The sequence below is a fragment of the Pseudomonas sp. B21-035 genome, assembly GCF_024748945.1.
Taxonomy (GTDB): domain Bacteria; phylum Pseudomonadota; class Gammaproteobacteria; order Pseudomonadales; family Pseudomonadaceae; genus Aquipseudomonas.
Genome location: NZ_CP087179.1, coordinates 400,535 through 414,206 on the forward strand (window position 1 = coordinate 400,535; position 13,672 = coordinate 414,206).

Sequence of the window (13,672 nt, forward strand, 5' to 3'; positions counted from 1 at the left end):
GGGCGTATGGACAAGGTACTGAAATTTCACCAGGGCACGCTGCCGCTGCTGATCAGCATGCCCCACGCCGGTTTGAAGCTGACCCCAGCGGTGCAGGACGGCCTGGTCGGGCAGGCGCAAAGCTTGCCGGACACCGACTGGCACATTCCGCAGCTATATGAGTTTGCCCAAGGCCTGGGCGTGAGCGTGGTCGCCGCCGAGTACTCGCGTTTCGTCATCGACCTGAACCGCCCGGACGACGACAAGCCGCTGTACGTTGGCGCCACCACCGGCCTGTACCCGGCCACGCTGTTTGAGGGCGAGCCGTTGTTCAAGGACGGCCAGGCGCCGTCGGCACAGGAGCGGGCGGGGTACCTGGAAGCCATCTGGCGGCCTTACCACGACACCATTCGCAGCGAGCTGGCGCGCCTGCGCGAGCAGTTCGGCTATGCCTTGCTGTGGGATGCCCACTCGATTCGTTCACACATCCCGCACCTGTTCGACGGCAAGCTGCCGGACTTCAACCTCGGCACCTTCAATGGCGCCAGTTGTGATCCGCAACTGGCCGAACGGCTGCAAGGTGTTTGTGCAAAATTTGAGCAGTACAGTCATGTGCTCAATGGCCGCTTCAAGGGTGGGCATATCACCCGCCACTATGGCGACCCGGCCAACAACATTCATGCAGTGCAGCTGGAGCTGGCGCAGAGCACCTACATGGAAGAGGTCGAGCCGTTCAAGTACCGCGAGGACCTGGCGGCGCCGACCCAGGTGGTGTTGAAGCAGTTGCTCCAGACCTTGCTGGCGTGGGGCAAGGAGCGCTATTCACGCTGATTGCGCGGCGCCTGCATCGCGGGGCAAGCCCGCTCCCACAGTTCTCGTTGGAGCGGGCTTGCCCCGCGATGAGGCCCCAAAGCCATCACAGGTACATGCTCAAAGCGCAATTCAGGTTTATGATGCCCAACGGCAGAATAATTCCCACACGGAGTGCGTAATGCAGACCTTGTACCCGCAGATCAAACCCTACGCCCGGCACGATCTGGCCGTGGAAGCACCGCATGTGCTGTATGTCGATGAAAGCGGTTCGCCGGAAGGTCTGCCGGTGGTGTTCATCCATGGTGGCCCGGGTGCCGGCTGCGATGCCCAGAGCCGCTGCTACTTCGACCCCAATCTGTACCGCATCATCACCTTCGACCAGCGCGGCTGCGGCCGTTCGACCCCGCATGCCAGCCTGGAAAACAACACCACCTGGCACCTGGTCGAAGACCTGGAGCGCATCCGCAAGCACCTGGGGATCGACAAGTGGGTGCTGTTCGGCGGCTCGTGGGGCTCGACCCTGGCCCTGGCCTACGCCCAGACCCACCCCGAGCGCGTGCATGGGCTGATTTTGCGTGGCATCTTCCTGTGCCGCCCGCAAGAGATCGAGTGGTTCTACCAGGCCGGCGCCAGCCGCCTGTTTCCCGATTACTGGCAGGACTACATCGCGCCGATTCCGGCCGAAGAGCGCGGCGACCTGGTCAAGGCTTTCCACAAGCGCCTCACCGGCAACGACCAGATCGCCCAGATGCACGCAGCCAAGGCCTGGTCGACCTGGGAAGGGCGCACCGCGACCCTGCGGCCCAACCCGCTGGTGGTCGATCGCTTCTCCGAGCCACAGCGCGCGCTGTCGATCGCCCGCATCGAGTGCCACTACTTCACCAACAATGCCTTCCTTGAACCGGACCAGTTGATCCGCGACATGCCGAAGATCGCCCACCTGCCGGCGGTGATCGTGCATGGTCGCTACGACGTGATCTGCCCGCTGGACAACGCTTGGGAGCTGCACCAGGCCTGGCCGAACAGTGAGCTTAAGGTGATTCGCGACGCTGGCCACGCGGCCTCGGAGCCCGGCATCACCGACGCCCTGGTGCGCGCCGCCGACCAGATGGCCCGGCGCCTGCTCGACCTGCCCCTGGAAGAAGCATGAAGGGCTTGCTGCAACGCGTGCGTGGCGCGCGGGTGGATGTCGAGGGCAAAACCGTTGGCGCGATCGACCAGGGCCTGCTGGTGCTGGTCGCGGTCGAGCCGGGCGATACCCGCGGCCATGCCGACAAGCTGCTGCACAAGCTGCTCAACTACCGGGTGTTCAGCGACCCACAGGGCAAGATGAACCTGTCGCTCAAGGATATCGGCGGCGGCCTGCTGCTGGTGTCGCAGTTCACCCTGGCCGCCGATACCCAGAGCGGCCTGCGCCCGAGCTTTTCGACGGCTGCGCCGCCAGCGCTAGGGGCCGAGCTTTTCGACTATTTGCTGGCCCAGGCGCAGGCGCAACATGCAACGGTTGCCAGTGGTCAGTTCGGTGCTGACATGCAAGTGCACCTGGTCAATGATGGCCCCGTAACATTTATGTTACAAATCTGATGGCAAAAAACCCCTGTTTGCGGGAAAACAAGGGGTTTTGTAGCATAAATAGTTTGATCAGCCTGATGCGTTGTAACGCAGCCTGCTGGATAATCGCGCGCCATGTGGGCCTGCGTTCGTGGGTTCGTTTCACTCTGACTTGAGACTGTCCGGAACCGTTTGGGGAATCATTGCGCCCTTTCGGAGTCCGAACAGTGCTCGCCAACCTGGCATATGTCGCTGGCCGTTGGTTTTATGATCTGTTTTCGGCGAGGGTTGCTCGTGATTGTAAGTCCCTGTAATGCACCAAGAACTCCTGGCAATCGGCTGCGCACGGCGCTGTTGGCAGGCGCAACGCTGGTAAGCCTGCTCGGCGCAGGCCAGCTCTGGGCGTTCAACCTTGACGATGTCGCGGCCAAGGCGAAGGATCTTGCCGGACAAAAGTACGAAGCGCCGAAAAGCAATCTGCCGGCGGTGTTCCGTGACATGAAGTACGCGGACTACCAGAAAATCCGCTTCCTCAACGAAAAAGCCGAGTGGGCCAAGGACAAGACGCCGTTCAAGCTGTCCTTCTACCACCAGGGCATGCATTTCGACACGCCGGTCAAGATCAACGAAATCACCACCAAGGCGGTGAAAGAGATCAAGTACGACCCGAGCCGTTTCGATTTCGGCGACCTGCAGTTCGACGCCAAGGCCACCGAGAAGCTGGGGTACGCGGGTTTCCGCGTGCTCTACCCGATCAACAAGGCCGACAAGCAGGATGAAATCATGACCCTGCTGGGCGCCAGCTATTTCCGCGTGGTCGGCAAGGGCCATGTGTATGGCCTGTCGGCCCGTGGCCTGGCGATCGACACCGCGCTGCCGTCGGGTGAAGAGTTCCCGCGCTTCACCGAGTTCTGGGTCGAGCGCCCGAAACCTGCCGACAAACAACTGGTGATCTACGCGCTGCTCGATTCGCCGCGTTCCACCGGTGCCTACCGCCTGACCCTGCGTCCGGGCAGCGACACCATTGTCGACGTGCAGTCCAAGGTGTTCCTGCGTGACCACGTCAGCCGCCTGGGCATCGCCCCGCTGACCAGCATGTTCCTGTTCGGCGGCAACCAGCCGTCCAAGGTTCTCAACTACCGTCCGGCCCTGCACGACTCCGAAGGCCTGTCGATCCATGCCGGCAACGGCGAGTGGCTGTGGCGCCCGCTGAACAACCCGAAACACCTGGCCGTGAGCAACTTCAGCGTCGAGAACCCGCGTGGTTTCGGCCTGCTGCAACGCCAGCGCGAGTTCAGCCAGTTCGAAGACCTCGACGATAACTACCAGAAGCGTCCAAGCGCCTGGATCGAGCCGGTCGGTGACTGGGGCAAGGGTACCGTCGATCTGGTCGAGATCCCGACTGCCGACGAAACCAACGACAACATCGTGGCCTTCTGGAGCCCGGAGAAACTGCCGGAGCCAGGTACCCCGTTCGAATACGCCTACCGCCTGCACTGGACCATCGACGAGTCCAACCTGCATTCGCCGAACCTGGGCTGGGTCAAGCAGACCTTGCGCTCGACCGGTGACGTCAAGCAGTCCAACCTGATCCGTCAGCCCGATGGCAGCGTGGCCTTCCTGGTCGACTTCGAAGGCCCGGTATTGGCTAAACTGCCGGAAGACACCGCCGTGCGCAGCCAGGTCAGCGTTGGCGACAATGCCGAAGTGGTCGAGAACAACCTGCGCTACAACCCGGACATCAAGGGCTGGCGCCTGACCCTGCGGTTGAAGATCAAGGATCCGGGCAAGTCCGTGGAAATGCGCGCCGCCCTGCTGCGTGACGTTCCGGTCGAGCCGGCCAAGCCTGCCAAACCAAGCAAGCAGGACAAAGCCGCGGCCAAACACGCCAAGGCCGACAAGCCTGCCGAGCAACCTGCCGCCGACGCGGCCTCCACCACCGGGGCACCGGCCACCACCGAACAGGTGCTGACCGAGACCTGGAGCTATCAGTTGCCTGCCGATGAGTAATGCCCATACCCGGCCAGAATCGCTCAGCGAATACCTGGCCCACCTGCCCCTGAGCGACGAGCAGCGCGCGGAACTCGCCCGCTGCTCCTCGTTCAGCGAGCTGCATCAACGCCTGTCTGCCCAGCCGGGCGCCGACGCTGCCGAGGCCGTCCAGGCCTCGGTGGGCGAGCGCCTGCACGTGACCTGCGCCGAAGAGCTGCAAGACGCCGAGATGCTCGCGGTGGACGGCAGCGGCCGGGTGTGCCTGAAGGCCACGCCGCCGATCCGGCGCACCCGGGTCATCCCCGAGCCGTGGCGGACCAACATCCTGATCCGCGCCTGGCGCCGCCTGACCGGCCGCACCAACGCCCCGGCCCCGGAAAAACGCGAGCTGCCCAAGGCACGCTGGCGCTGGGTCGGTTCGATGCGCCGCTACATCCTGCTGGCGCTGATGCTCGGCCAGACCATCGTCGCCGGTTGGTACATGAAGGGCATCCTGCCGTACCAGGGCTGGTCGTTCGTCGACCTCGACGAGGTCATGCACCAGCCGCTGCTGCAAACCGCCACGCAAGTCTGGCCGTATGCCCTGCAGACCAGCATCCTGATTCTCTTCGGGATCCTCTTCTGCTGGGTCTCGGCGGGTTTCTGGACCGCGCTGATGGGCTTCCTCGAGCTGCTCACCGGGCGGGACAAATACCGCATCTCCGGCAGCAGTGCCGGCAATGAGCCGATCGAGGCCGGTGCCCGCACCGCGATCGTCATGCCGATCTGCAACGAAGACGTGCCACGGGTGTTCGCCGGCCTGCGGGCGACCTTCGAGTCGGTGGCCGCCACCGGTGACCTCGACCGTTTCGACTTCTTCGTGCTCAGCGACACCAACGACACCGACATCGCCGTGGCCGAGCAACAGGCCTGGCTGGAAGTCTGCCGCGAGTCCAAAGGTTTCGGGCGGATCTTCTACCGTCGCCGGCGTCGCCGGGTCAAACGCAAGAGCGGCAACCTCGACGACTTCTGCCGGCGCTGGGGCGGCGACTACCGCTACATGGTCGTGCTCGATGCCGACAGCGTGATGAGCGGCGAATGCCTGACCAGCCTGGTGCGCCTGATGGAGGCCAATCCGGACGCCGGGATCATCCAGACCGCGCCGAAAGCCTCGGGCATGGACACCCTGTATGCGCGCATGCAGCAGTTCGCCACCCGCGTCTACGGCCCGCTGTTCACTGCTGGCCTGCACTTCTGGCAGCTTGGCGAGTCGCACTATTGGGGCCACAACGCGATCATCCGCATGAAACCCTTCATCGAGCACTGCGCCCTGGCGCCATTGCCGGGCAAGGGCGCGTTTGCCGGTGCGATCCTCTCCCACGACTTCGTTGAAGCGGCGTTGATGCGTCGTGCCGGTTGGGGCGTGTGGATTGCCTACGACCTGCCGGGCAGCTACGAAGAACTGCCGCCGAACCTGCTCGATGAGCTCAAGCGCGACCGGCGCTGGTGTCACGGCAACCTGATGAACTTCCGCCTGTTCTTGGTCAAGGGCATGCACCCTGTACACCGTGCGGTGTTCCTCACCGGGGTGATGTCGTACCTGTCGGCGCCGTTGTGGTTCTTCTTCCTGGTGTTGTCGACCGCGTTGCTGGCGACCAACACCCTGATGGAGCCGCAGTACTTCCTCGAACCGCGCCAGCTCTACCCGTTGTGGCCGCAGTGGCACCCGGAGAAAGCCATCGCGCTGTTCTCCACCACCATCGTGCTGCTGTTCCTGCCCAAGCTGCTCAGCGTCATCCTGATCTGGGCCAAGGGCGCGAAAGAGTTCGGCGGGCGCTTCAAGGTCACCGTGTCGATGCTGCTGGAGATGCTCTTCTCCATGCTCCTGGCGCCGGTGCGGATGATTTTCCACACCCGCTTCGTGCTCGCCGCGTTCCTCGGCTGGGCCGCGACCTGGAACTCGCCGCAGCGTGACGACGACTCCACTCCTTGGAGCGAAGCGGTACGCCGCCATGGTCCGCAAACCCTGCTGGGCGTGGCCTGGGCGCTGCTGGTGGCCTGGCTCAACCCGAGCTTTTTGTGGTGGCTGGTGCCGATCGTCGGTTCGCTGATGCTGTCGATCCCGGTCTCGGTGATCTCCAGCCGCGTGCACCTGGGCCTGCGTGCCAAGGACGAAAGCCTGTTCCTGATTCCTGAGGAATACGCCACGCCGCAGGAGCTGCTGGCCACCGACCAGTACACCCACGAGAACCGCTGGCATGCCATGCACGACGGTTTCGTGCGTGCCGTGGTCGATCCGCAGCAGAACGCCCTGGCTTGTGCCCTGGCCACCGCTCGCCACGGTGTCGCGGCGCCGATCGAGGCACTGCGTGCCGAGCGTATCGCCAAGGCCCTGGAGGTCGGCCCGAACGGCCTGGACGGCAACACCCGCCTGGCCCTGCTCAGCGACCCGGTCGCCCTGGCGCGCCTGCACACAGCAGTCTGGGATGGGCAGAACGAGGCCTGGCTGGGCGTCTGGCGCCAGTCGATCGCCAACGATCCGCACTCGCCGCTGCTGCCGCTGCATCCAGAGCCTGCGGCGCAGCCTTCGATGGCCAGCGCCTGATCGTCTGACAGGCTCAAGCAATCGCCGGCAACGCCGGCTCTCACAGGGTTGTATGCACAACTGACCTTGGGGGAGCCGGTGTTGCCGGCGATGCTTTTTCTGGTATCAATGCGTAACAAAGTCATCTTCGGCTATATGTACCGTGCCGTTCATGCGTTAGCATCCCACCCCGAATATCTCGCACCCGTCGCTGTAGGACGGTTCGCGCCAAAAATAAAATTCGAGCTTTCCTGCTAGGGGATCTGGTGATGATTAAGAAGTATCTGTCGATGCTGCTGGTCGGCGTCACGGCGCTGGTTGCGGTAAGTGCCGCGCAGGCGGCTGGTGCCATCGATGACGCGGTCAAGCGCGGCACCCTGCGTGTCGGCATGGACCCTACCTACATGCCGTTCCAGATGACCAACAAGCGCGGCGAGATCATCGGCTTCGAAGTCGATATCCTCAAGGCCATGGCCAAGTCCATGGGCGTCAAGCTGGAGATGGTCTCCACCGCCTATGACGGCATCATCCCGGCGCTGATGACCGACAAGTTCGACATGATCGGCAGCGGCATGACCCTGACCCAGGAACGCAACCTCAAGCTGAACTTCAGCGAACCCTTCATCGTGGTCGGCCAGACCCTGCTGATCCGCAAGGAACTGGCAGACGAGATCAAGTCCTACAAAGACCTGAACAACGACAAGTACCGCCTGACCTCCAAGCTCGGCACCACCGGCGAAATGGTCGCCAAGAAGCTGATCGGCAAAGCCAAGTACCACGGCTACGACAACGAGCAGGAAGCGGTGATGGACGTGGTCAACGGCAAGGCCGACGCCTTCGTCTATGACGCGCCGTACAACGTCGTGGCGGTGAACAAGGCCGGCGCTGGCAAGCTGCTGTTCCTCGACAAGCCGTTCACCTTCGAACCGCTGGCCTTCGGCCTGAAGAAGGGCGACTACGACAGCCTCAACTTCATCAACAACTTCCTGCACCAGATCAAGCACGACGGTACCTACGATCGAATCCACGACAAGTGGTTCAAGGACACCGCCTGGCTCAAGGACATGGAATAAGGCCAAGGCCCCACGCCTGGCTTGAAACCCGACGCGCAGGCTGGTCCTGCGCGTTCGCTTTTACGGAAGTACCCTCGTGATCAAACACAACAAAGCCCAGTGGCCCTGGCACGGGCTGACCGCGCTGGTCCTGATCGGCCTGGCGATCAGCCTGTATTACGCGACCTCGCTGATGTCCTACGAGTGGCGCTGGAACCGGGTGCCGCAGTATTTCGCCTACCAGGCCGAAGTCGCCCAGCGCGTGAGTGAAAACGGTACCATCGAAGCCATCGTCAGCAAGGGCGACATGGCCAGCGTCACCGTACGTGACGAGAGCGGTGGCGAGCAGGTCTTCGAGGTCGAGCAGGCCAGCGTACAGCTGTCGCGCGGCGACGATGTGGCCGAAGGCGACCTGATCGGCGTTACCCACCACTGGGCCGCGGGCCCGCTGGCCTGGGGCCTGTGGACCACGGTATGGATCTCGGTCGCCTCCGGTGTGCTGGGGCTGTTGATCGGACTGTTTGCCGGGCTCTGCCGGCTGTCGAACAACCCGACATTGCGCGACCTGTCGACGGTCTATGTCGAGCTGGTGCGCGGCACGCCGCTGCTGGTGCAGATCTTTATCTTCTACTTCTTCATCGGCACCGTGCTCAACCTGTCCCGGGAGTTTGCCGGGGTGGCGGCGCTGGCGCTGTTTACCGGCGCCTACGTCGCCGAGATCGTCCGTGCCGGGGTGCAGTCGATTGCCAGGGGCCAGGGTGAAGCGGCCCGTTCGCTGGGCCTGAGCGCTGGCCAGTCGATGCGTCATGTGGTGCTGCCGCAAGCCTTCAAGCGCGTGCTGCCGCCGCTGGCCGGGCAGTTCATCAGCCTGGTCAAGGACACCTCGCTGGTCTCGGTGATCGCCATCACCGAACTGACCAAAAGCGGTCGCGAGGCGATCACCACTTCGTTCTCGACCTTCGAGATCTGGTTCTGCGTCGCCGGCCTGTACCTGTTGATCAACCTGCCGCTGTCGCACATGGCCAGCCGGCTTGAGCGGAGGCTTGCGCAAAGTGATTGAAGTCCGTGACCTGGTAAAAGTCTTCAACACCCGTGGGCAGGTGGTGCGCGCGGTCGATCACGTCAGCACCGACGTGGCCAAGGGCGAAGTGCTGGTAGTGCTCGGCCCTTCGGGTTCGGGCAAGTCGACCTTCCTGCGCTGCCTGAACGGCCTGGAGTCGTTCGATGAAGGCACCGTGGCCATCGACGGCCTGCAGTTGGCCGACCCGAAGACCGACGTCAACGCCTACCGCCGCGAAGTCGGTATGGTGTTCCAGCATTTCAACCTGTTCCCGCACATGACCGTGCTGGAGAACCTGTGCCTGGCGCAAAAAGTCGTGCGCAAGCGCGGCAAGGCCGAGCGCGAAGCCAAGGCCCGTGCGCTGCTGGATAAGGTTGGTATCGCCCAGAAGGCCAACGAGTACCCATCACGCTTGTCCGGTGGTCAGCAACAGCGGGTGGCGATCGCCCGCGCCCTGGCCATGGACCCCAAGGTGATGCTGTTCGATGAGCCGACCTCGGCGCTCGACCCGGAAATGGTCGGCGAAGTGCTCGATGTGATGAAGACCCTGGCCCTGGAAGGCATGACCATGGTCTGCGTCACCCACGAAATGGGCTTCGCCCGGGAAGTGGCGGATCGGGTGCTGTTCTTCGATCACGGCAAGCTGCTGGAAGATTCGCCGCCGGAGGCGTTCTTCACTTCACCCAAGGACCTGCGCGCCCAGGCGTTTTTGCGTCAGGTGCTCTAGGGCCTCATCGCGGGTCAAGCCCGCTCCCACTTATGTGGGAGCGGGCTTGACCCGCGATGCTTTCTACAGCTGGAACTTGCCGACCAGCGTCTGCAGATGCGTCCCCAACCGCGCCAGCTCGACGCTCGACGCCGCGGTCTCTTCACTGGCGGCCGAGGTCTGGTCCGACACGTCGCGCACATTCATCACGCTCCGGTTGATCTCTTCGGCCACCGCGCTCTGCTGCTCGGCAGCAGCGGCGATCTGCTGGTTCATCGCCTGGATCGACGACACGGTGCGGGTGATGGTTTCCAGCGAGGTGCCGGCGCGGCGGGTCAGCTCGACGCTGCTGTCGGTCAGGCCGCGGCTGGCGTCCATGACCGTGGCAACCTGCTGGGTGCCGTTTTGCAGGCCGGCGATCAGCTGTTCGATCTCTTCGGTGGACTGCTGGGTGCGCTGGGCCAGGCTGCGCACTTCATCGGCGACCACGGCAAAGCCACGCCCGGCTTCACCGGCGCGGGCAGCTTCGATGGCGGCGTTGAGGGCCAGCAGGTTGGTCTGCTGGGCCACCGACTTGATCACATCGAGCACACTGCCGATCTTGTCGCTTTCGGCCTTGAGCTGGCCCATGGCTTCGCTGGAGTGGTTGACCTCGCTGGCCAGGCGCTCGATCTGGGCGATGGCTTCGCCGACCACCCGATCGCCTTCGCGGGCCTGCTGGTCGGCCATCACCGCCGCCTCGGAGGCTTCCTCGGCGTTGCGCGCGACTTCCTGCACAGTGGCGGCCATTTCGTTCATGGCGGTGGCGACCTGGTCGGTCTCGACCTTTTGATTGTTGACCCCGGCGCTGGTCTGCTCGGTGACTGCCGACAGCTCTTCGGCGGCGCTGGCAATCTGGGTGACGCCGTCGCCGATGCCACCGATCAGTTCGCGCAGGCTCACAGTCATGCGCTGCATGCTGCGCTGTAATTGGCCCAGCTCGTCACGGCGATCGACCTTGAGGTCGTGGCGCAGGTCGCCACTGGCGACGCGGTCGGCGGCGTTGAGGGTCTGGCGCAGGGGGATGACGATCTGCCGGGTAATCGCCCAGGCGGCCAGCAGGCCGAACAACAGGGCCAGCACGGTGGCCAGGGCTAGCATCGACTTGGCATGCTGCGACTCGGCATCGCGCAGGCCGGTGAGGGTGGTGGTCAGTTGCTGGCTTTGCTCGATCAGGCTCTGGCCGAGCACGATCATTTGCTGCGCGGCCTGCTCGGAGGCGCTTTGCGCATTGCCGAACTCGATCACCGCGCCACGGTAGTTGCCCAGTGCGCGGGCGGCCTGGTTGAAGTTGCTGGTGTAGCTGGCCGGCAGGACTTCGGCCAGGGTCTTGAGTTGCGAGGTGGCCTGGTCGATGGCTTCAAGCGCCGTTTGCTGGAACTCGGGCTTGCCGCTGTAGGTATAGCCACGCACCTGGAAGCGCGCCTGTTGCAGCAGTTTGCTGGCGCCGACCACGCTGTTGAACAGGTTCAGATCGCTGCCGCCGAGCAGTTGTTGCTCGACCTGGGCGATCAGCGCTGCGGCCTCGTCGGCGCTGCTGCCGAGCACGGCGCGAGCGGCTTCGCGCTGCTGGGCGGCTTTGTCGGCACTGGTCAGGGCCTGGTGGTACTGGCGCACGGCGTCGTGCTGCTGCTCGATCCGGCGGCGGTTCTCGGGCAGGACAATACGTTGGTCGACCGCTTGCAGCTGGCGTTCAAGCGCCGCCAGGGCGTTGCTCAGGCCCTGCGCTGCAGCCTCGTCGCCCTTGAGCTGGAAGCCCTGGCGGGCAATGCGCAGCTCCAGGGTGGCCTGGTGCACCTGGGAGATGCCGCCCAGGGTGTCGCCACGCTCGGTAATGCCGTTCAGGCCCTGCCAGCCGGTCAGGGTAATGGCCAGGGTCAGCAACAGGACCAGGCCGAAGCCGATGCCGAGTTTGAGATTGACGCTCACGTTACCCAGGTGCTGGGCTAACCAACGGTACATGGTGGGACTCCATTGCGATCGGCAGAGGCGATTATTGTTCTGGTGCCAATGCATCGGCCTGGAGCGGCAAAACTGAAGTCAGAACAAGCGTGCCAATAGCGCGGTGACCGCGGTCTCGACGCGCAGGATGCGTTCGCCAAGCTGTACCGGGGCAAGGCCGGCTTTGCCCAGCAGGTCGATCTCGTAGGGAATCCAGCCACCTTCCGGGCCGATGGCCAGGGTAACGGGCTCGTTCAACCCGCGTGGGCACGGCGGGTACTGGCCAGGATGGCCAACCAGGCCGAGGGTGCCGGCGCTGATGGCTGGCAGGCGGTCTTCGACAAACGGCTTGAAACGCTTTTCGATGATGACTTCGGGCAGCACCGTGTCGCGGGTCTGCTCAAGGCCGAGGATCAGCTGTTCGCGGATCGCCTCGGATTCGAGGAACGGTGTTTGCCAGAAGCTCTTTTCGACCCGGTAGCTGTTGACCAGGATGACCTTCGGCACTCCCATGGTGGCAACGGTCTGGAACACCCGGCGGAGCATCTTCGGCCGTGGCAGCGCCAGCACCAGGGTCAGCGGCAGTTTGGCCGGAGGCGGCTGGTCGAAACTGACCTTGAGTTCTGCTTCATGGCCTTCCAGGCGCAGGACTTCGGCCTGGCCCATCAGCCCGCCGATACGCCCGACCCGCAGGCTGTCGCCCACTGCCACGCGGTGGATTTCCTGCATGTGGGTGAAGCGCCGGTCAGCCAGCACCACACGGTCGGCCGCGATGAAATCGGCTTCTTCGAGTAACAGCAGGTTCACGGCTGGGTCGCTGGCGGTTGGTCGTTATGGTCGTCGGCAGCATCTTGCGGGTGCTCGCTGCGTTTGCGGATCAGCCCGCCAAACAGCACGCCGATCTCGAACAGCAGCCACATCGGCACCGCCAGCAGGGTCTGCGAGAAGATGTCCGGCGGGGTGAGGATCATGCCGACCACGAAGCAGCCGATGATCACGTACGGGCGGATCTTTCTCAGGTACTTCACGTCGACCACGCCGATCCACACCAGCAGCACTACGGCCACCGGGATCTCGAAGGCCACGCCGAAGGCGAAGAACAGGGTCATGACGAAATCCAGGTAGCTGGAAATGTCCGTCATCATCGACACCCCTTCCGGGGTGGCGCTGGCGAAGAAGCCGAAGATCAGCGGGAACACCAGGAAATAGGCGAAGGCCATGCCGGCGTAGAACAGGATGATGCTCGACACCAGCAACGGAATGGCGATGCGCTTTTCATGGCGGTACAGGCCCGGCGCGATGAAGCCCCAGATCTGCTGCAGGATCAGCGGAATGGCCAGGAACAGCGAAACGATCATGGTCAGCTTGAACGGCGTCAGGAACGGCGAGGCGACGTCGGTGGCGATCATCGTTGCGTTGGCCGGCAAGTGCGCGCGCAATGGCGCCGAGACCAGGGTGTAGATCTGCTGCGCGAAGGAAAACAGCCCGGCGAAGATCAGGAAGATGGCCGCGACGCAGCGCAGCAGGCGTGTACGCAACTCGGTGAGGTGCGAAACCAGCGGCATCGGCTGGTCGTTTTCCGGAATATCGCTCATGGGGCTCGCGGTGGCTGTGTCGGTTCGGTGGGCGCGCTGGTGGCTGGCGACGTGGGTTCGCTGCTGACCGGGCGGGCGCCGGGGCGCTTTCGCTGGTAGCTGCCGGGGTTGCCGGCGGCTCGGGCGTGACGCTGTTGGGGTTGAGGATCTTGCGCGCTTCCTGCTCCATGGAGAGGATGTGCTCGTTGTGCAACTGACGACGGATGTCATCGGCGCCGATTTCGCGCTCGACCTCCTGCTTGATCGCATTGAAGCTGCGCTTGAGCCGGCCGATCCACAGCCCGGCGGTGCGCGCGGCACCCGGCAGGCGCTCGGGGCCGAGCACCAGCAGGGCCACCAGGCCCACGAGCAACAGTTCGCTGAAGCTGATCCCGAACATTG

At 63.9% G+C, this 13,672-nt stretch carries 11 protein-coding genes and 2 pseudogenes; 8 read left to right on the top strand and 5 right to left on the bottom strand.

The window, feature by feature from the left end:
• The first annotated feature begins 6 nt into the window (after window positions 1-6).
• The 8 genes from hutG (at window position 7) to LOY22_RS01795 (ending at window position 9,737) form a co-directional block, all read left to right on the top strand.
• A complete protein-coding gene (gene hutG, locus LOY22_RS01760; protein WP_045193888.1) occupies window positions 7-810 on the top strand; it encodes an N-formylglutamate deformylase in 804 nt (267 codons plus the stop codon).
• Window positions 811-970: 160 nt separating this feature from the next.
• Complete coding sequence (gene pip / locus LOY22_RS01765; RefSeq protein WP_045193887.1) at window positions 971-1,942, top strand: prolyl aminopeptidase; 972 nt, start codon at window positions 971-973, stop codon at window positions 1,940-1,942.
• Entirely contained in the window at window positions 1,939-2,376 is a 438-nt protein-coding gene (dtd, locus tag LOY22_RS01770) for a D-aminoacyl-tRNA deacylase (protein ID WP_045193886.1), read from the top strand. The genes pip and dtd overlap by 4 nt, the downstream gene beginning before the upstream one ends.
• 261 nt (window positions 2,377-2,637) lie before the next feature.
• On the top strand, window positions 2,638-4,353 hold the full coding sequence (locus tag LOY22_RS01775) for a glucan biosynthesis protein G (RefSeq protein ID WP_258595970.1): 1,716 nt from the start codon (window positions 2,638-2,640) through the stop codon (window positions 4,351-4,353).
• Window positions 4,346-6,919 carry a glucans biosynthesis glucosyltransferase MdoH gene (gene mdoH / locus LOY22_RS01780; protein ID WP_045193885.1) on the top strand — a complete coding sequence of 858 codons (2,574 nt, stop codon included), beginning with the start codon at window positions 4,346-4,348 and terminating at the stop codon, window positions 6,917-6,919. The genes LOY22_RS01775 and mdoH overlap by 8 nt, the downstream gene beginning before the upstream one ends.
• Before the next feature lie 251 nt (window positions 6,920-7,170).
• A complete protein-coding gene (locus LOY22_RS01785; RefSeq protein ID WP_176794300.1) occupies window positions 7,171-7,971 on the top strand; it encodes a transporter substrate-binding domain-containing protein in 801 nt (266 codons plus the stop codon).
• Window positions 7,972-8,047: 76 nt separating this feature from the next.
• The gene (locus tag LOY22_RS01790; RefSeq protein WP_045193883.1) at window positions 8,048-9,010 is read left to right on the top strand and encodes an amino acid ABC transporter permease; all 963 of its coding nucleotides are present in this window, start codon (window positions 8,048-8,050) and stop codon (window positions 9,008-9,010) included.
• Window positions 9,003-9,737, top strand: coding sequence for an amino acid ABC transporter ATP-binding protein (locus LOY22_RS01795; protein WP_258597778.1), 735 nt, complete (start codon window positions 9,003-9,005; stop codon window positions 9,735-9,737). Before LOY22_RS01790 ends, LOY22_RS01795 begins: the two co-directional genes overlap by 8 nt.
• Window positions 9,738-9,800: 63 nt before the next feature.
• On the opposite strand, the gene LOY22_RS26935 is transcribed toward LOY22_RS01795, so the two are convergent.
• From LOY22_RS26935 to tatB, 5 genes and pseudogenes are all read right to left on the bottom strand, one after another.
• Window positions 9,801-10,673 (bottom strand): methyl-accepting chemotaxis protein, encoded by an 873-nt coding sequence (locus LOY22_RS26935; protein ID WP_374045263.1) that lies wholly within the window; start codon window positions 10,671-10,673, stop codon window positions 9,801-9,803.
• Window positions 10,656-11,771, bottom strand: a pseudogene (locus LOY22_RS26940) (methyl-accepting chemotaxis protein); the annotation flags it as partial. The gene LOY22_RS26935 and the pseudogene LOY22_RS26940, both read right to left, overlap by 18 nt.
• Window positions 11,772-11,795: 24 nt before the next feature.
• Window positions 11,796-12,503 carry a 16S rRNA (uracil(1498)-N(3))-methyltransferase gene (locus LOY22_RS01805; protein ID WP_213602671.1) on the bottom strand — a complete coding sequence of 236 codons (708 nt, stop codon included), beginning with the start codon at window positions 12,501-12,503 and terminating at the stop codon, window positions 11,796-11,798.
• Window positions 12,500-13,291: a twin-arginine translocase subunit TatC gene (gene tatC / locus LOY22_RS01810; RefSeq protein WP_045193879.1), complete on the bottom strand. Its 792-nt coding sequence runs from the start codon at window positions 13,289-13,291 to the stop codon at window positions 12,500-12,502. The genes LOY22_RS01805 and tatC overlap by 4 nt, the downstream gene beginning before the upstream one ends.
• Window positions 13,288-13,670, bottom strand: a pseudogene (tatB, locus tag LOY22_RS01815) (Sec-independent protein translocase protein TatB). Before tatB ends, tatC begins: the two are co-directional and overlap by 4 nt.
• Between the last annotated feature and the right edge of the window lie 2 nt (window positions 13,671-13,672).

Bases quoted from the DNA above. Each gene is read 5' to 3' on its own strand.
- LOY22_RS26935 (WP_374045263.1), bottom strand. From the start codon at position 10,673: ATGCAGCGCATGACTGTGAGCCTGCGCGAACTGATCGGTGGCATCGGC.
- pip (WP_045193887.1), top strand. From the start codon at position 971: ATGCAGACCTTGTACCCGCAGATCAAACCCTACGCCCGGCACGATCTG.
- tatC (WP_045193879.1), bottom strand. From the start codon at position 13,291: ATGAGCGATATTCCGGAAAACGACCAGCCGATGCCGCTGGTTTCGCAC.
- dtd (WP_045193886.1), top strand. From the start codon at position 1,939: ATGAAGGGCTTGCTGCAACGCGTGCGTGGCGCGCGGGTGGATGTCGAG.
- mdoH (WP_045193885.1), top strand. From the start codon at position 4,346: ATGAGTAATGCCCATACCCGGCCAGAATCGCTCAGCGAATACCTGGCC.
- hutG (WP_045193888.1), top strand. From the start codon at position 7: ATGGACAAGGTACTGAAATTTCACCAGGGCACGCTGCCGCTGCTGATC.